Annotated in this window: 14 protein-coding genes and 1 pseudogene; 10 read left to right on the plus strand and 5 right to left on the minus strand. The window is 73.3% G+C overall.

Annotation, left to right across the window (positions count from 1 at the left end; genetic code table 11):
- The first annotated feature begins 86 nt into the window (after positions 1-86).
- From AB0F89_RS12070 to AB0F89_RS12085, 4 genes and pseudogenes are all read left to right on the plus strand, one after another.
- A complete protein-coding gene (locus tag AB0F89_RS12070) occupies positions 87-1,202 on the plus strand; it encodes a sensor histidine kinase (protein ID WP_367135508.1) in 1,116 nt (371 codons plus the stop codon).
- On the plus strand, positions 1,199-1,846 hold the full coding sequence (locus AB0F89_RS12075) for a response regulator (protein WP_367135510.1): 648 nt from the start codon (positions 1,199-1,201) through the stop codon (positions 1,844-1,846). The genes AB0F89_RS12070 and AB0F89_RS12075 overlap by 4 nt, the downstream gene beginning before the upstream one ends.
- Positions 1,847-1,909: 63 nt before the next feature.
- Entirely contained in the window at positions 1,910-2,587 is a 678-nt protein-coding gene (locus tag AB0F89_RS12080) for an alpha/beta hydrolase (RefSeq protein ID WP_367135512.1), read from the plus strand.
- A gap of 68 nt (positions 2,588-2,655) precedes the next feature.
- A pseudogene (locus AB0F89_RS12085) lies at positions 2,656-3,453 on the plus strand (hypothetical protein); the annotation flags it as partial.
- A 6-nt stretch (positions 3,454-3,459) separates the two neighbouring features.
- On the opposite strand, the gene AB0F89_RS12090 reads toward AB0F89_RS12085, so the two are convergent.
- Positions 3,460-5,622: an acyltransferase family protein gene (locus AB0F89_RS12090; protein WP_367135514.1), complete on the minus strand. Its 2,163-nt coding sequence runs from the start codon at positions 5,620-5,622 to the stop codon at positions 3,460-3,462.
- A gap of 84 nt (positions 5,623-5,706) precedes the next feature.
- Entirely contained in the window at positions 5,707-6,282 is a 576-nt protein-coding gene (locus tag AB0F89_RS12095) for a TetR/AcrR family transcriptional regulator (RefSeq protein ID WP_367135516.1), read from the minus strand.
- 190 nt (positions 6,283-6,472) lie between these two features.
- Between AB0F89_RS12095 and AB0F89_RS12100 the strand changes: the two genes are divergently transcribed.
- The 4 genes from AB0F89_RS12100 (at position 6,473) to AB0F89_RS12115 (ending at position 12,070) form a co-directional block, all read left to right on the plus strand.
- On the plus strand, positions 6,473-7,261 hold the full coding sequence (locus tag AB0F89_RS12100) for an SGNH/GDSL hydrolase family protein (RefSeq protein ID WP_367135519.1): 789 nt from the start codon (positions 6,473-6,475) through the stop codon (positions 7,259-7,261).
- Positions 7,262-7,376: 115 nt separating this feature from the next.
- Complete coding sequence (locus tag AB0F89_RS12105) at positions 7,377-8,981, plus strand: carboxyl transferase domain-containing protein (protein WP_367135521.1); 1,605 nt, start codon at positions 7,377-7,379, stop codon at positions 8,979-8,981.
- Between the two features lie 5 nt (positions 8,982-8,986).
- The gene (locus AB0F89_RS12110; RefSeq protein WP_367135523.1) at positions 8,987-10,903 is read left to right on the plus strand and encodes a biotin carboxylase N-terminal domain-containing protein; all 1,917 of its coding nucleotides are present in this window, start codon (positions 8,987-8,989) and stop codon (positions 10,901-10,903) included.
- Between the two features lie 3 nt (positions 10,904-10,906).
- Positions 10,907-12,070, plus strand: a complete 1,164-nt coding sequence (locus AB0F89_RS12115) for an acyl-CoA dehydrogenase family protein (protein WP_367135525.1) — start codon at positions 10,907-10,909, stop codon at positions 12,068-12,070.
- Between the two features lie 152 nt (positions 12,071-12,222).
- Here the strand turns inward: AB0F89_RS12115 and AB0F89_RS12120 are convergent, their stop codons facing one another.
- Positions 12,223-12,978, minus strand: a complete 756-nt coding sequence (locus tag AB0F89_RS12120) for a crotonase/enoyl-CoA hydratase family protein (RefSeq protein ID WP_367135527.1) — start codon at positions 12,976-12,978, stop codon at positions 12,223-12,225.
- Positions 12,975-14,567, minus strand: coding sequence for an acyl-CoA dehydrogenase family protein (locus AB0F89_RS12125; protein WP_367135529.1), 1,593 nt, complete (start codon positions 14,565-14,567; stop codon positions 12,975-12,977). The genes AB0F89_RS12120 and AB0F89_RS12125 overlap by 4 nt, the downstream gene beginning before the upstream one ends.
- A 146-nt stretch (positions 14,568-14,713) precedes the next feature.
- Between AB0F89_RS12125 and AB0F89_RS12130 the strand changes: the two genes are divergently transcribed.
- Together AB0F89_RS12130 and AB0F89_RS12135 are read left to right on the plus strand one after the other, a co-directional pair.
- The gene (locus AB0F89_RS12130) at positions 14,714-16,030 is read left to right on the plus strand and encodes an FAD-binding oxidoreductase (RefSeq protein WP_367138852.1); all 1,317 of its coding nucleotides are present in this window, start codon (positions 14,714-14,716) and stop codon (positions 16,028-16,030) included.
- Positions 16,031-16,044: 14 nt separating this feature from the next.
- Positions 16,045-17,280 (plus strand): class I SAM-dependent methyltransferase, encoded by a 1,236-nt coding sequence (locus AB0F89_RS12135; RefSeq protein ID WP_367135531.1) that lies wholly within the window; start codon positions 16,045-16,047, stop codon positions 17,278-17,280.
- A gap of 51 nt (positions 17,281-17,331) precedes the next feature.
- Here AB0F89_RS12135 and AB0F89_RS12140 read toward each other — a convergent pair whose 3' ends face one another.
- Positions 17,332-17,814 (minus strand): GNAT family N-acetyltransferase, encoded by a 483-nt coding sequence (locus AB0F89_RS12140; protein ID WP_367135533.1) that lies wholly within the window; start codon positions 17,812-17,814, stop codon positions 17,332-17,334.
- Positions 17,815-17,816 lie beyond the last annotated feature (2 nt).

The following is a 17,816-nucleotide window of genomic DNA, read 5'->3' on the forward strand; positions in this document are numbered from 1 at the left end:
CGTCCGGTATGGGCGGGTCGTGCTACCCCGGTATGACAGCCCCTGGTCTCCTGTGGCGGGCCGGTCCCGGCGCATAGCATCGGGCCGTGGTCCGCACCCTCCTCCAGGTCGTGCTGCTCCGCGACCGCTCGCGGATCTTCGACGGCTCCCGGTTCCACCACGCGCTGAGCGCGTTGGTGCTGCTCCACGGCCTGGTCATCGGGATCGGGGTGAGCTCGGGGTACGTCGCGGACGAGGAGCCGGACGGCTGGTGGCCGCTGCTGTTCGCCCTCGTGGCCGGCAGCACCGCCCTCACCCTGCGCTCCGCGCTCCTGGCGTGGCGGCTGGCCACGGTCGGCCTGGTGGTCATGCGGCTGCTGGTGACGTCCGAGCCCGCGGTCCTGGGCAGCTGGCAGTGGTGGTGGTACCCGGCGGTGCTGCTGGCGGTCGCCACCGTGCACCGCGGCCGGGTCGTGCTGCTCGTGGCGTTGATCACGTCCGGCGTGGTGTTCGCGCTGGGAACACCCGGTGACGCCCTGCCGACGACCGGCTTCCTGCTCCTGCTGCTCCTGCTCGGGTACGCGGTGGGCGCGCGCGGCCGGGCCGAGCAGCGGTTCCACTCCGAGCGGGACGAGAAGGCGGCGCTGGTCGAACGCGCCCGGATCGCCCGCGAGATGCACGACGTGGTCGCGCACCACATGTCGCTGGTGGTCGTGCGGTGCGAGACCGCGCCCTACCGGATCGCGGACCTGCCCGGGGCCGCCGAGCGGGAGTTCGCCGAGCTGGGCGCGGCGGCGCGGGCCGCGATCACCGACATGCAGCAGCTGCTCGGCGTGCTGCGGGCCGAGGACCAGCACGCCGACCGGGCCCCGCAGCCGGGGCTGGCCGACATCACCTCGCTGCACGCGGACGCGTCCGTCACCGACGCCGAGGTGCCCGAGGCGGTCGGGCTGACCGCGTACCGGATCGTGCAGGAGGCGTTGACCAACGCCGGTCGGCACGCGCCCGGCGCGACCACGTCGGTCACCGCGGAGCTGGTGCGCGACGAGCTGCGGGTGGTCGTGCGCAACACGGCGGGCGGGCCGTCGCGGGGCGGGGGCGGCGGGCACGGGCTGCGCGGCATGGGGGAACGGGTGGCGGTGCACGGCGGTTCGCTGACCGCCGGGCCCACCGAGGACGGGGGTTTCGAGGTGCGTGCGGTGATCCCGGTGGGTCGGCGGTGATCCGGGTGCTGGTCGTGGACGACCAGGAGATGGTGCGCGAGGGCTTCTCCGCGCTGCTGGCCGCCCAGGACGACATCACCGTGGTCGGGTCGGCCGGTGACGGCGCCGCCGGCGTCGCCGAGGTGCGCCGGCTGCGGCCGGACGTGGTCCTCATGGACGTGCGGATGCCGGGGGTGGACGGGCTGACCGCCACCCGGCTGCTCGCCGACGACCCGGTCAAGGTGCTCGTGCTCACCACGTTCGACCTGGACGACTACGTGTACGAGGCGTTGCGGGCCGGCGCGAGCGGGTTCCTGCTCAAGCACGCGCCGGCCAGCGAGCTGCTGGCCGCGGTGCGGGTGGTGGCGCGCGGTGACGCGCTGCTCGCGCCCTCGGTGACCAAGCGGCTGATCGAGGACTTCGTGAAGGCGCAGCCGGTCCGGGCCGTCAAGCCGGCCGCGCTGGGCGCGCTGACCGACCGGGAGACCGAGGTGCTGCTGCTCATCGCGCGGGGTCTGTCCAACGGCCAGATCGCCGCGCACCTGGTGCTGGCCGAGCAGACGGTGAAGACGCACGTGAGCCGGGTGCTGATGAAGCTGGGGCTGCGGGACCGGGCGCAGGCGGTCATCGCGGCCTACGAGTCCGGCCTGGTGGTACCGGGGTAGGGGGCGGGAACCGGCGCCGCGGGGTGACGACCGGGCGGCCGTGGTCTTCCTAGCTTCGTCGCCATGCCGAAGAAGATCGCGTTGCTGGCCGCGCTGCTGGTCGTGGCGACACCGGGCGGCGGCGACCCGCCCCCGTTCCGGCCCAGGGTCGAGGTCACCGGCGACCTGGCGCGCGCCGCGCACGTCGCCGTCGTCGTGCCGGGGTCCGATGTGGACGACCGGCGGTTCGCCGCGACGGTCGGCCGGATGGCGCGCGACCTGCACGCGTCCGCCGGTCGGGACGACCTGGCCGTGGTCGCCTGGCTCGGCTACCGGACGCCGTCCGGGCTCGGGGTGGACGCGGCGGGCGGGCGGCTGGCGCGGGCCGGCGCGGTCGCGCTGGCCGAGTACGTGCGGACGCTGCCGGGGCACGTGCACCTGATCTGCCACAGCTACGGCTCGGTGGTGTGCGCGCTGGCCGCGCCGCCCGTCGACGACGTGGTGCTCCTCGGGTCGCCCGGCGTGCGGGTGGACTCGGTCGGGTCGGCCGCGCGGGTGTGGGCGGCGCGCGGCGGCCGGGACTGGACCCGGTGGGTGCCCGCGGTGCGGCTCGGCGACCTCGGGCACGGGCCGGACCCGGTCGACCCGGCGTTCGGCGCGCGCGTGTTCGACGCCGGTGACGTCGAGCACGACGGGTACTTCCGGGCGGGCACGCCGTCGCTGCGCGCCCTGACCCGGATCGCGGTGGGGGAGGCGCCGTGAGCCGGGACCCGGTAATCGACGCGACCAGGGCCATCGCCGTCGTCGGCGTGGTGCTGGGGCACTGGCTGGTGACGGCCGTCGTGCTGACCGGCGACGGCCTGGTGGTCGACAGCCCGCTGCGGTGGCTGCCCGAGCTGGCCCCGGCGACCTGGGTGCTCCAGACGCTGGGGCTGTTCTTCTTCACCGGCGGGTTCGCCGCGGCGCGGTCGGGCACGCCGTGGTGGCGCCGGGCGCGCGGGCTCGTGCTGCCGGTGGCGGTGCTGCTCGGCGCGTGGGGCGCGGTCCTGTTCGGACTGTCGCTGCGCGGGCTGCCGCAGCAGACGGTGTGGACCGTCGGTCACCTCGTCGTCACGCCGCTGTGGTTCCTGGCCGTCCACGTGGTGCTCCTGGCGCTCACGCCGCTGCTCTCGCGGCTGGGCTGGTGGGGCGTGGCGATCCCGGTCGCGCTGGTGGCGGTGGACGTCGGCTGGGTGAACGTGATCGCGGTGTGGTGGGCGCCGTGGCAGGTGGGCGTGCTGGTCGCCCGGCGCGGGCACGCCCGGATCGGCGGGCACCGCTCCTGGGGTGCGGCGCTGCTCGTGGCGGGCGGGGTGGCGTTCGTGCTGCTGCTGCGCGCCGGTCACCCGGCCAGCGCGGTCGGGGTGCCCGGTGCGGCCGAGTCGAACCTGTCGCCGCCGTCGGCCGCCGCGCTGGCGCTGGCGTTGGCGCAGGTCGGGCTGGTGCTGCTGGTGCGGCCGTCGTTCCGGGCGCGGGCGCTGAACGCGCTGGCGCTGCCGATCTTCCTGACGCACCAGAGCGCGCTGCTGGTGGTGACGCTGGCCGGGTCGGCGTTCGGCGCGCTGCGCGGCCTGCACACACCGCCGTCGGACGCGCTATGGGTGCTGGAGCGCGGGACGTGGCTGCCGGTGTTCGCCGGCGTGTGCCTGCTGCTGCTTCGGTATCGCCGCCAGCAGGGCGACGGCGATCGTCGCGCCGTGCAGCACGACCACCGCGCCGGTCGGCTCCAGCACCAGCAGCGGCGGCACGCAGGCCAGCGCGGTCAGCAGCCAGGGCCGGCGGCCGTGGCAGGCGCCGGCGTGCGCGGTGTGCAGCAGGTACCAGCCGAGCAGCAGGTGGATGAGGTTCTGCAGCGGGTCGACCTTCAGCACGACCAGCGTGCCCGCGGTGCCCGCGAAGCCGGTCACCACGAACCCGAGGACGCCCAGCACGCCGTAGCCCGCGCCGAGCGTGACGGCGAGCCGGGTGCGGTGCGTCTCGCGGGTGTGGCAGGGGCCGACCGCGGCGCTGCGCTCGAAGCGGTGGAACACCAGCAGGACCGGCAGGAGCAGCAGCACCAGCACGGCGGGCCAGCGGGGGCGGGTGATCACCCAGTCGATCGCGGGCGCGTCCAGCAGGCCGAGCAGGCCGATCACGACGGCGAGCCCGGTCAGGTAGCCGAGGTAGACCGTCATGGGCGCGGAGCGGGCGAAGTCGACCACCCGCCACGTCCGGCCGCCCTCCAGCCAGGCCGCGATCCTCGGCTTGACCAGCAGCACCAGGCAGATCTGGGCCAGGCCGAGCACCAGCAGGCACACGGTGGGCGGGCTGAGGTTCGAGCCGCCCTCGCCGGGCAGCGGCAGCATGGTGCGCGGGTAGCCGCCGAACGTGATCAGCGCGAGCAGCGCGGGCACGGCCGCCAGGGCCAGGACGCCGAGGACCCGGCGCGGGACGCGGTGCAGGCTGCCGTCGGCGTAGTGGAAGCCGAGCTGCTGCAGCAGCAGCGCGCCGAGCACCAGGTTGACGTGGCCGCCGGTGCGCCAGGCGAGGCCGATGCGGGCGAGGTCGACCACGATCATGGCGGCGACCAGCGCCACCGGCGTGACCAGCCGGGCGTTGCGGTGCAGCCAGGCCATCACCGGGGTGGCCGCGACCGCGACCAGGTACAGGCCGAGGAACCACAGCGGGTTCGCGATCAGCCTGCCGAACACCTCGACCCTGGACTTGTCCACGTCGAGCAGTTCGAGGGGCAGCGGTAGCACGAGCCAGGCCAGCACGAACGCCAGCACCGGCCGCAGCAGCCAGGAGATGCGGCCCGCCAGGTACCGGCCGTAGCCGCCCTGGTCGGCCTGGACGGCGTGCCAGCTGGTGAGGTTCGCGTGGCCGCCCGCGAAGTAGAACACCGGGACGACCTGCAGCACCCAGGTGAGCAGCCACAGCCAGTTCGGGCTCACGCCCGCCCAGTGCAGGACCGTGAGCGCGGACTGGCCGATCACCACCAGGCCGAGCGCGGCCAGCCGCAGGAACGTGGCGTAGCGGTCGTCCGGCGCCGGCGGCCGTGGCGCGTCGACCGGCCCGGCGTCCTCCCGGTCGCGGCGGCCCGCCGGCCGGGGCAGGCGGGCGAGCAGCAGGAACACCACCACGGCGCTGCCGAAGCCCCAGGCCAGCACCGGCTCGTGGCCGGGCGGCCCCCAGCGCTGCCGCCAGGAGTTGAACTCCAGGCCGGCCGCGTAGAGCTGCGCGGTGGCGTGGCAGCGGACGAGGTGGCCGCGGGGGTTGAGGTCGCACTGGGCGTGCATGTCGCGGGCCAGGCGGTCGTCCAGGGACCTGCGGGCGTCCGGCGCCAGCGGGCGGCCCTTGTGCTCGGCGTAGCGGAGCAGGTCGTAGCCGAGGTCGTGGGCCCGGCAGCCGACCCCGAAGTCCCATTCGGTGTCGCCCGCGGGCCCCGAGCAGCCGCCGCCCGGGTCGATGGCCCGCGTGGTGCCGTCCGGGGCGGTGACCACCGCGGGGCGGCGGTTGACCACCGCGGCGAAGTCGTCCGGGAAGGCGGCGAGCGGGTTGGCGTCGGACGGGTCGGCCATCGCCTGGACGGCCCTGGCGGCGGTGGCGACGTCGCCGGTCGGCGGGGTGGGGTCGGTCGCGCCCGTCGGGCGGGACGCGATCACGCCGCAGACCAAGACGGCCAGGGCGACCAGCAGGAACCTGAACCAGGCGGGCAGGCGGGCGAACAACCGGAGCCCCGGCCACCCCCCGGTGGTCTTCACCGCCACGTCGCTCATTGGCAACCCAGCGTACGGACGACCCACCCCGGCCGCCAGCAAGGCCGCGCGGACGGGGGACGGCCCGCGATGTCGGAGCGGCGGTTAGGGCAGCGCGCCCGAAAGCGAGGCCAGCGCCATCTGCGACAGCAGCCCGGCCATCTGCTCCCGGTCCAGGTGGGCGCTGTGCGGCGTCGAGTTGATCAGGCCGAACACGGCGTGCGCGGCGGCGCGGGCGGTCGGCTCGTCCACCTCGGGCGAGGTCTTGCGGATCGTCTCCACCCACACCTCGACGTACCGCCGCTGCAGCGCCCGCACCCGCCGCCGGTCCGGGTCGGTCAGGTTCGCCAGGTTGCGGATCTGCACGGTGATCAGCGCCGGGTCGTCCAGCGCGAAGTCGACGTGCCACCCGATCAGCTCGCGCAGCGCGTGCCCCGGGTCGCCGGACGCCGCCACCCGGTTCTGCCCGCCCTCCAGCAGCCGCTCGCTGATCGACGTCAGCATCTCGCCGAGCATCGCGTCCTTGCTGCGGAAGTGCCGGTACAGCGCGGGCCCGGAGATGCCCACCGCGGCGCCGATGTCGTCGATCCCGACGCCGTGGAAGCCGTGCCGGGCGAACAGCTCGGCGGCGGCGGCCAGGATCTGGTCCCGGCGGGTCTGCTTCGCTGGCTCGGCTGGCACGCCGCCCATCTTAAACGCCCAGCCCAGTGCTGGTAAACGGGCGTTAACCAGGCTGTCGCCGTGGATCGCCCACCGGGCTGTGGATCTCGTAGTTAACTCTTGACCCACTCTTCTTGCGGGGGCCTACCTGCTGGTAACTCTTGTTGTGCTCCGCATCACACCCTGCGTTGTTTCCCTCCGGGAGGCTCCGATGCGCCTTGTCCGCACCCTGTCCAGCGCGGCGCTGGCACTACTGGCTTCGCTGGCACTGGTCGTGCCCGCCGAAGCCGCCGCCGCCAACTACGTCGCGCTCGGCGACTCGTACTCCTCCGGGACCGGCACCGGCTCGTACTACAGCGACTCCGGCAGCTGCAAGCGCAGCCAGTACAGCTACCCGGCCCTCTGGGCGGCGTCGCACGCGCCCGCGTCGTTCAAGTTCGTCGCCTGCTCGGGCGCCAAGACCGGCGACGTGCTCGCCAACCAGGTCAGCGCCCTCACCGCGACCACCTCGCTGGTCAGCATCTCGATCGGTGGGAACGACGCCGGCTTCACCGACGTGATCACCACCTGCACCTTCGGCTCGGACTCGACCTGCGTGAACCGGGTCAACCAGGCCAAGGCCTACGCGACCGGCACCCTGCCCGGCCTGCTGGACAACGTCTACGCCCAGATCCGCAACCGGGCGCCGTCCGCCGCGGTCGTCGTGCTCGGCTACCCGCGCCTGTACAAGGTGCCGGGCAGCTGCTCGGTCGGCCTGAGCGACACCAAGCGCGCCGCCATCAACTCCGCCGCCGACACCCTGCACCAGGTCATCTCGGCCCGCGCGGGCGCGCGGTCGTTCACCTACCGCGACGTGCGCACGGCGTTCACCGGGCACGAGATCTGCTCGTCGGACTGGTGGCTGAACAGCCTGTCCTGGCCGGTCGAGGAGTCCTACCACCCCAACCGCAACGGCCAGCGCCTCGGCTACCTGCCGCAGCTCACCGCCGTCACCGGCTGACCGGCGGACCACCACCGGGAGGGGGTCGCGACCGCGGCCCCCTCCCGCTTGTGAACTGGCGTTAACAAGCGCTAACATCTCCTCAGGTTAACGACGGCTAACCGCGAGGAGCCCGATGGACGCCCCGGTGCTGCGCAGCACGGCCGACAAGTCGGCCGAAGCCTTCCGGCGCTACCACGAGGAGCACGCGCGACTCGTGCGCGACCTGCGCGCCAAGCTCGGCCGAGCCGCCCTCGGCGGCCCGGACAAGGCCCGCACCCGGCACGTCGAGCGCGGCAAGCTGCTGCCGCGCGACCGGGTCGACGCCCTGCTCGACCCCGGCTCGCCGTTCCTGGAGCTCTCACCGCTGGCCGCGACCGGCATGTACGGCGACGAGGCGCCCGCCGCGGGCATCATCACCGGCGTCGGCCGCGTGTCCGGCCGCGAGGTCGTGGTCGTCGCCAACGACGCCACCGTCAAGGGCGGCACGTACTACCCCATGACGGTGAAGAAGCACCTGCGCGCCCAGGAGGTCGCGCTGCACAACAACCTGCCGTGCGTCTACCTGGTGGACTCCGGCGGCGCGTTCCTGCCCCGGCAGGACGAGGTGTTCCCGGACCGCGACCACTTCGGCCGGATCTTCTACAACCAGGCCACCATGTCCGGCCGCGGCATCCCGCAGGTCGCCGCCGTGCTCGGCTCGTGCACGGCGGGCGGCGCGTACGTGCCCGCGATGTCCGACGAAGCGGTGATCGTGCGCGGTCAGGGCACGATCTTCCTCGGCGGCCCGCCGCTGGTGAAGGCCGCCACCGGTGAGGTCGTGACGGCCGAGGAGCTGGGCGGCGGCGAGCTGCACTCGCGCACGTCCGGCGTCACCGACCACCTGGCGGAGGACGACGCGCACGCGCTGCGGATCGTGCGCTCGATCGTCAGCACGCTGGGTCCGCGCGAGCCGCGCCCGTGGCAGGTCGAGCCGACCGTCGAACCGGTCGTGGACCCGGCCGAGCTGTACGGCGTGGTGCCGACCGACAGCCGCACGCCCTACGACGTGCGCGAGGTGATCGCCCGGGTCGTGGACGGCAGCCGGTTCCAGGAGTTCAAGAAGGAGTACGGCACGACGCTGGTCACCGGGTTCGCCCGGATCCACGGCCACCCGGTCGGCGTGGTGGCCAACAACGGCGTGCTGTTCGGCGAGTCGGCGCTGAAGGGCGCGCACTTCATCCAGCTGTGCGACCAGCGCCGCGTGCCGCTGGTGTTCCTGCAGAACATCAGCGGGTTCATGGTCGGCCGCGAGTACGAGGCGGCGGGCATCGCCAAGCACGGCGCGAAGATGGTGACGGCGGTGGCGTGCGCGCGGGTGCCGAAGTTCACCGTGGTCATCGGCGGTTCGTTCGGCGCGGGCAACTACTCGATGTGCGGGCGGGCCTACTCGCCCCGCTTCCTGTGGATGTGGCCGAACGCCCGGATCTCGGTGATGGGCGGCGAGCAGGCCGCCTCGGTGCTGGCGACGGTGCGCCGCGACCAGCTCGGCGACGCGTGGTCGGCCGAGGACGAAGAGGAGTTCAAGGCGCCGATCCGGCAGCAGTACGAGGACCAGGGCAACCCGTACTACTCCACGGCCCGGCTGTGGGACGACGGTGTGATCGACCCCCTCGACACCCGGATGGTGCTGGGCCTGGCGTTGTCCACGGCGGCCAACGCCCCGATCCAGCCGGTTTCCTACGGCGTCTTCCGGATGTGATGGGGATGTTCGACAGCGTTCTGGTGGCCAACCGCGGCGAGATCGCGGTGCGGGTGATCCGCGCGTTGAGGCGGCTGGGCATCCGGTCGGTGGCGGTGCACAGCGACGCGGACGCCGACGCGCTGCACGTGCGGCAGGCCGACGTGGCGGTGCGGATCGGGCCCGCGGCGGCGCGGGACAGCTACCTGTCGATCGAGCGGATCGTCGAGGCCGCCCAGTCGACGGGCGCGCGGGCCGTGCACCCCGGGTACGGGTTCCTGGCCGAGAACGCCGAGTTCGCGCGGGCGTGCGAGAAGGCCGGTCTGGTGTTCATCGGACCGCCCGCCGACGCGATCGAGGCGATGGGCGACAAGATCCGCGCCAAGCTGACCGTCGCGGCGGCCGGCGTGCCCGTGGTGCCGGGGCGGACCGAGGTCGGGATGACCGACGACGACCTGGTCGCGGCGGCGGGTGAGATCGGGTTCCCGGTGCTGCTCAAGCCGTCCGCGGGCGGTGGCGGCAAGGGCATGCGGCTGGTGACGTCGCCCGACGGGCTGCGGGACGCCGTCGAGTCGGCCCGGCGCGAGGCGCGCGGGTCGTTCGGCGACGACGCGCTGCTCATCGAGCGGTTCATCGACAATCCCCGGCACATCGAGATCCAGGTGCTGGCCGACGCGCACGGCGGGGTGGTGCACCTCGGCGAGCGCGAGTGCAGCCTCCAGCGGCGGCACCAGAAGATCATCGAGGAGGCGCCGTCACCGCTGCTCACCCCCGAGGTGCGCGAGGCGATGGGGCAGGCGGCGGTGGAGGCGGCCCGGTCCGTCGGGTACGTCGGCGCGGGCACCGTCGAGTTCATCGTGGACGGCGCGTCCGGCGACTACTTCTTCATGGAGATGAACACCCGGCTGCAGGTCGAGCACCCGGTGACCGAGCTGGTCACCGGGGTCGACCTGGTCGAGCAGCAGCTGCGGGTGGCGGCGGGCGAGCCCCTGGGGTTCACGTCGGTGCGGCTCACCGGGCACGCCGTCGAGGCGCGCGTCTACGCCGAGGACCCGGCGCGCGGGTTCCTGCCGACCGGCGGTCGGGTGCTGCTGCTGCACGAGCCGGACGACGTGCGGGTCGACTCCGCGCTGCGGGTCGGGCTGACCGTGGGCAGCGACTACGACCCGATGCTGGCCAAGGTGATCGCGCACGGCGCGACGCGGGACGAGGCGCTGCGGCGGCTGCACGCGGCGCTGGGCCGGTTCGTGCTCCTGGGCGTGACGACGAACGTGCCGTTCCTGCGGGCGCTGCTGACCGACCCGGACGTGCGGTCCGGCGACCTCGACACCGGCCTGGTGGAGCGCAAGCTCGACTCGCTGGTGGCCGTCGACCGGCCGGACGAGGTGCTGGCCGCCGCCGCGCTGGAGCGGCAGCGCTCGGCGGCGGGCGGTGACGACCCGTGGGCGCGGTCCGACGGCTGGCGGGTCGGCGAGCACGCGTGGACCCGGTGGCTGATCGAGGGCGTCGAGGTCCGGGTGCGCGGCGACGAGGTGGCGATCGCGGACGGCGAGCCGGCGCGACGCCGGTTCTCGGTCGACGGCTCGGGGTTGTCCGTGGACGGGCGGCTGTACGCGATGTGCCGCGACGGCGACGTGCTGTGGCTCGGGCGGGACGGCTGCGCGTGGGCGCTCACCGAGACCCGGCCGTCCGAGGTCGCCGCGTCGGCCGCCGCCGGTGGTGGCCCGGTCACCAGCCCCATGCCCGGCACGGTGCTCGTCGTGCGCGGCGCGCGGGGCGACGAGGTGGTCGCCGGGCAGGCGCTGTTCGTGGTCGAAGCGATGAAGATGGAGCACACCGTCACGGCGCCCGTGGCCGGCGTGCTCACCGAAGTGCACGTCCGGGCGGGCCAACAGGTCGCGCTGGACGAACCCCTAGCCGTCGTCGTGCCCCACCAGGAGTGAGCGATGTTGGACTTCCGTCTGGACGAGGAATACGAGGCGCTGCGCAAGACCGTCGAGGAGTTCGCGCGCGAGGAGGTCGCGCCGGTCATCGGCGAGTTCTACGAGCGCGAGGAGTTCCCGTACGGGATCGTCGCCAAGATGGGGCGGATGGGCCTGTTCGGGCTGCCGTTCCCGGAGGAGCACGGCGGCATGGGCGGCGACTACTTCGCGCTGTGCCTGGCGCTGGAGGAGCTGGCGCGGGTCGACTCGTCGGTGGCGATCACGCTGGAGGCGGGCGTCTCGCTCGGCTCGATGCCGCTGTTCCGGTTCGGGTCCGACGAGCAGCGGGCCACCTGGCTGCCCCGGCTGTGCGCGGGTGAGGCGCTGGGCGCGTTCGGGCTCACCGAGCCGGGCGGCGGTTCGGACGCGGGCGCGCTGCGGACCACGGCCAAGGTCGACGGCGACTCGTGGGTGCTCAACGGCACCAAGGCGTTCATCACCAACTCCGGCACGGACATCACCGGGCTGGTGACGGTGGCGGCGGTGACCGGGCGGCGGGAGAACGGCAAGCCGGAGATCTCGGCGATCATCGTGCCGTCGGGCACGCCGGGGTTCACGGTGTCGCGCAAGTACTCCAAGGTGGGCTGGAACGCGTCGGACACGCGCGAGCTGTCGTTCCAGGACTGCCGCGTGCCGCTGGAGAACCTGGTCGGCGAGCGCGGGCGCGGTTACGCGCAGTTCCTGCAGACGTTGGACGAGGGCCGGGTGGCGATCGCGGCCATCGGCGTCGGGCTGGCGCAGGGGTGCGTGGACGAGTGCCTGCGGTACGTCCGGGAGCGGGAGGCGTTCGGGCACCGGATCGGGGAGTACCAGGCGATCCAGTTCAAGATCGCCGAGATGGAGGCGCGCACGCACACCTCGCGGCTGGCGTACTACCAGGCGGCGGCGAAGATGCTGCGCGGCGAGCCGTTCAAGCGCGAGGCGGCGATCGCCAAGCTCGTCTCGTCCGAAGCCGCGATGGACAACGCCCGCGAGGCCACCCAGATCTTCGGCGGCTACGGCTTCATGAACGAGTACCCCGTCGGCCGCTTCTACCGCGACGCCAAGATCCTGGAGATCGGCGAGGGCACCAGCGAGGTCCAGAAGATGCTGATCGCCCGCGACCTGGGCCTCCCCCACCCCTCCTGACCCCCCGCGAGAGTCCAACGTCCACGCCGCGAGAGTCCAACGTTCAGAGCACCTGAGTTCACCATTCGGCCGACCGACCGGTATGCCTGAGCGTTGAACTCAGGACACGCGAACGTTGGACTCTCGGCCGCTGGGCGTTGGACTCTCGCGGGTCAGGGGGTGCCGTGGCGGCCTTCGCCGGAGCGGTAGCGGCGGAGGCCCGGGTCGACCTCGGTCAGGGAGGTCAGGCCGTGGGCCAGTTCGTTGGCCAGGGCGTCCGGTTCGGGCAGGGCCTCCTGTTCGAGGAGGGACAGGCGGTCCTCGCGCAGGCACAGCTGCGGGAACGAGGCGAGCCGCAGGGCCAGGGCCTCGGCGGCGGAACGGGCGGTGCCCGCCGGCACGACGCGGTTCACCAGGCCGATCGCCAACGCCTCCGCCGCGTCGACCGGACGGCCCGTCAGCACGAGGTCCATCGCCCGCGACGCGCCGATCAACCGGGGCAGCCGGACCGTGCCGCCGTCGATCAGCGGCACGCCCCACCGCCGCGAGAACACGCCGAAGACGGCGTCGGCGTCGGCCACCCGCAGGTCGCACCACAGGGCCAGCTCCAACCCGCCCGCCACCGCGTGCCCCGACACGGCCGCGACCACCGGCTTGGACAGCCGCAGCCGGGTCGGCCCCATCGGCCCGGACGGCGACCGCGCGTCGTTGCCGCGCTCGGTCCCGATCGCCTTCAGGTCCGCCCCCGAGCAGAACGTCCCGCCCTCGCCGCACAGCACGGCCACCGCCGCCGTCGGGTCCTCGTCGAACTCCCGGAACACCTCGGTCAACGTGTGCGCGGTCGGCCCGTCCACCGCGTTCCGCACGCCTGGCCGGTTCAACGACACGGTGACCACCGGCCCGGACCGGCTCACCAGCACGGAGGTCACGGCTTCGGCAACCCCCGCTCCACGATCGCGCCGAAGTCCACCCCGCGCGGCAGGGTGCCGAACGCCACGCCCCAGTCACCGGACAGCCGGGACGCGCAGAACGCGTCCGCCACCGCCGGGTGCCCGAACCGCACCAGCAGCGAGCCCTGCAGCGCCAGCGCCATCCGCTCCACCAGCCGGCGCGCCCGCACCTCCAGGTCGGCCACGTCGGTCAGCTCGTCCCTGATCCCGTCGACCGCCGCGTCCAGCCGCCGGTCGGCCCCGCGCGCCGCGTCCAGCTCGCCGAAGAACTCCTCCACCGCCTCACCCGAACGTGTCAGGGCGCGCAACGCGTCCAGCGCGGCGACGTTGCCCGAACCCTCCCAGATGGACATCAGCGGCGACTCGCGGAACAGTCTCGGCATCCCCGAGTCCTCGATGTAACCGTTGCCGCCCAAGCACTCCAACGCCTCGGCGGCGTGCGCCGGTCCGCGCTTGCACACCCAGTACTTGGTCACCGCGAGCCCCAGCCGGCTGCGGTTGCCCGCCAGCCACAGCGCCGCCGTGGTCGCCGCCTCCGACTCCACCGCCAGGTCGGCCAGCACGTTGCGCATCGCGGGCTGGTCGACCAGGTAGGAGCCGAACGCCTTGCGGTGCGCCGCGTGGTGCGTGGCCTGCGTCAGCCCCAGCCGCATGCCGGACGCCGAGCCGAGCACGCAGTCCAGCCGGGTCGTGTTGACCATCTCGATGATGGTCCGCACGCCCCGACCCTCCTCGCCGACCAGCCAGCCGACCGCGCCGTCGTACTCCAGCTCGGCGGAGGCGTTGGACTTGTTGCCCAGCTTGTCCTTGAGCCGCTGGAGGAACATCGCGTTGCGCGTCCCGTCGGGCAGCACGCGCGGCAGCACGAAGCACGACAGGCCGCCCGGCGCCTGCGCCAGGGTCAGGAACAAGTCGGACATCGGCGCGGACGTGAACCACTTGTGCCCGGTCAGCACGTAGTGGTCACCCTGCGGCACGGCCCGCGTGGTGTTCGACCGGACGTCCGAGCCGCCCTGCTTCTCGGTCATCGACATGCCCGCGATGAGCCCGCGCTTGGTCTGCGGCGCGCGCAGCCCGAAGTCGTACTCGGTCGAGGCCAGCAGCGGTTCGAACCGCTCGGCCAGCGCGGGCGCCCGGCGCAGCGCGGGCACGGCCGCGTACGTCATCGAGATCGGGCAGCCGTGACCCGCCTCGGCCTGGCTCCACACCAGGAACTTGGCCGCGCGGGCGACGTGCGCGCCGGGCCGGTCGTCCCGCCACGGCGCGGCGTGCAGGCCGTTCGACACGGCGGTGGCCATCAGCTCGTGCCAGGCCGGGTGGAACTCGACCTCGTCCACCCGGCGCCCGTACCGGTCGTGGGTGTGCAGGACGGGCGGGTGCGCGTTGGCCTGCCGGCCGAGCTGCTGGACGTGCGGTGTGCCCGCGAGCACGCCGAGCGCGCGCAGCTCGGGTTCGGCCCACTCGGCGCCGCCGCGGCGCAGGCCGTCGAGCAACGCCGGGTCGGCGGAGACGTCGTGCCCTTCCAGCGGCGGGACCTGGTTGGTCACCTCGTGAGTGGCGTGGGTCATAACCTGGCAGCGTACTACCCGTCGGTAACTTGGACAGCCGTGAAAATTTGGGGGTGCTGATCAAGCTCCGGCGGCCTAACGTCGATCCGGTGAGGGATCACCCAGGGGCGAGCCGGGCACCGGAGCACAGTCAGGCGGTGGCCGCGCTGCGCGGCCAGTACGCGGCGATCCCGCCGGGCGCACCCGTGCGCCTGGCCAAGTCGACCTCCAACCTCTTCCGCTTCCGGGCCGACCAGGCCGGCGGGCTCGACGTCGCCCGGTTCAACCGGGTCCTCTCGGTCGACCCGGACGCGCGAACGGCGCAGGTCCAGGGCATGACGACCTACGAGGACCTGGTCGACGCCACCCTGCCGCACGGCCTGATGCCACTGGTCGTCCCACAGCTGAAGACGATCACCCTCGGCGGCGCGGTGGCGGGTCTGGGCATCGAGTCCAGCTCGTTCCGCAACGGCCTGCCGCACGAGTCCGTGCGCGAGCTGGAGATCATGACCGGTGACGGCGAGGTCGTCGTCGCGGGTCCGGGGGACGATCTCTTCCGCGGGTTCCCGAACTCCTACGGCACGCTCGGCTACACCCTGCGGCTGGAGATCGAACTGGAGCCCGTGCGGCCGTTCGTGCGACTGCGGCACGTGCCGTTCAGCGACGCGGCGGAGTGCGCCCGGGTGATCGCCGAGGTCTGCGCCGACGGCTCGTACGGGGGCGAACCGGTCGACTTCGTGGACGGCACGGTGTTCTCCGGCCGCGAGCAGTACCTGACCCTGGCGAACTGGGCCGACCGCGCGCCGTGGACGTCGGACTACACCGGCAACCAGGTCTACTACCGGTCCATCCAGGAGCGCAGCGCCGACTACCTCACCGTCCGCGACTACCTGTGGCGGTGGGACACCGACTGGTTCTGGTGCTCGCGCGCGTTCGGCGTGCAGAACCCGGTGGTGCGGCGGCTGGTGCCGAAGCGGTACCTGCGGTCGGACGTCTACCGCAAGGTCGTGGCCTGGGACCGGCGGCACAAGCTGTCGGACCGGCTGAGCAAGGCGGTGCAGGAGCCGGTGATCCAGGACGTGGAGATCCCGGTCGACCGGCTGGCCGAGTTCCTGGAGTTCTTCCACCGGGAGATCGGGATCAGCCCGGTGTGGCTGTGCCCGGTGCGGCTGCGCGCCCGGCAGGACGGGAGCCGGGCGAGCTGGCCGCTGTACCCCATGGACCCGGACGTGCTGTACGTCAACGTCGGCTTCTGGTCGACGGTGCCGCTGCGGCCCGACGAGGAGCTGGGCAGCCGGAACCGGCTGATCGAGGACAAGGTCACCGAGCTGGGCGGGCACAAGTCCCTGTACTCCGACTCCTACTACGACGAGGAGGAGTTCTGGGAGAACTACAACGGCCCGACGTACCAGGACCTGAAGAAGCGGTACGACCCGGCGGGCCGGCTGCCCGATTTGTACGCCAAGTGTGTTCTCCGTAGGTGAAGGGAGCCGCGGCCATGCGGTTGGCGGAGGTGTTCCAGCGGGCGGTCGGAGGCGGCGCGTCCGTGCGGTTCAGCGCGTACGACGGCAGCCAGGCGGGGCCGGCCGACGCGGGCGTGAGCATCGAGGTGCGCACGCCGGAGGCGTTGTCGTACCTGGCGTCCGCGCCGGGTGAACTGGGGTTGGCGCGGGCGTACGTGACCGGGCACCTGGAGATCATCGGCGACGTGTACGGGGCGTTGGCGCACCTGTCGGACATCTCGCTCCGGGAGCTGCCCTGGGGCGAGCGGGTGGAGCTGCTGGCCACCCTCGGGCGCACCCGGCTCGGCACGCGGGTCGAGGTGCCGCCGCAGGAGCGCCGGTTGCGCGGCCTGCGGCACTCCAAGGCGCGTGACCGGGAGGCGATCGCGCACCACTACGACGTCTCGAACACGTTCTACGAGTGGATCCTCGGGCCGTCCATGGCGTACACGTGCGCCGTGTACCCGACGGAGGCGGCCACGCTGGAGGAGGCGCAGTTCGCCAAGCACGACCTGGTGGCGCGCAAGCTCGGCCTCAAGCCGGGGATGCGGCTGCTGGACGTCGGCTGCGGCTGGGGCGGGATGGTCATGCACGCCGCGCGGGAGTACGGCGTGCGGGCGCTCGGCGTGACGCTGTCGCGCAACCAGGCCGAGTGGGCGCAGAAGGCCATCCTGGAGGCCGGGCTGTCCGACCTGGCCGAGGTGCGCTACCTCGACTACCGGGACGTGCGGGAGAACGGGTTCGACGCGATCAGCTCGATCGGCCTGACCGAGCACATCGGCAAGGCCAAGCTGCCCGCGTACTTCCGGTCGCTGCACGCGAAGCTCAAGCCCGGCGGGCGGATGCTCAACCACTGCATCACCCGGCCGGACAACCGGCAGCCCGCCCGGACCGGCGGGTTCATCAACCGGTACGTGTTCCCGGACGGCGAGCTGGTCGGGCCGGGGCACCTGGTGTCGCTGATGCACGACACCGGGTTCGAGGTGCGGCACGAGGAGAACCTGCGCGAGCACTACGCCATGACGCTGGCGGCGTGGTGCGAGAACCTGGAGAAGCACTGGGACGACGCGGTCAGCGAGGTCGGGCTGGGCAAGGCCAGGGTGTGGCGGCTGTACCTGGCCGCGTCGCGGCTCGGGTTCGAGCGCAACAACATCCAGCTGCACCAGGTGCTCGGCGTGAAGCTGGACGGCGTCACGTCCCACATGCCGCTGCGACCGGACTGGCTGGGCTGACCCGTCCCGGTCGGCGTCGCGCGGGCACCCCGTCCGCACGACGCCGGCCGGTCACCCCACCCGGAACCGCAGCCGGGTCGACGGGACCGGCTCGGTGCGGTCGACCTCGGTGACCGGTCCGGTCGCGACGTCGGCGACGACCGACCGCCAGAACGCCGCCGCGGGCGGGTTCGCGTGGTCGAAGGACAGCGTCCACTCGCCGGGGCGCCGGGCGAGCAGCAGGCGTGCGGCCCGCCGCGCCACCCCGCGCCGCCGGTGGCCGCGGGCCACGAAGAACTCGGCGACGTTCCACGAGTCGTCCCCGTCCACGTGGGCGCGGGCCAGGGCGAACCCGGCGAGCGCGCCGTTCGCCTCGATGAAGTGCGCTTCGCGCCCCGGCTCGGTGAAGTAGTGGTCGAGGTAGGCGTAGGTGAAGGTGCCGTGCCGGGTCAGCGGCAGGTCGCGGATCTCCGAGAAGTCGTGCTGGTAGAGCTGGATCAGGTTGGCCAGCACCGCTTTGTCGGTTTCCGCGACTGCCACGAGTTCGACGTCCACGC

This window comes from Saccharothrix sp. HUAS TT1, assembly GCF_040744945.1.
Classification (GTDB): Bacteria; Actinomycetota; Actinomycetes; order Mycobacteriales; family Pseudonocardiaceae; genus Actinosynnema.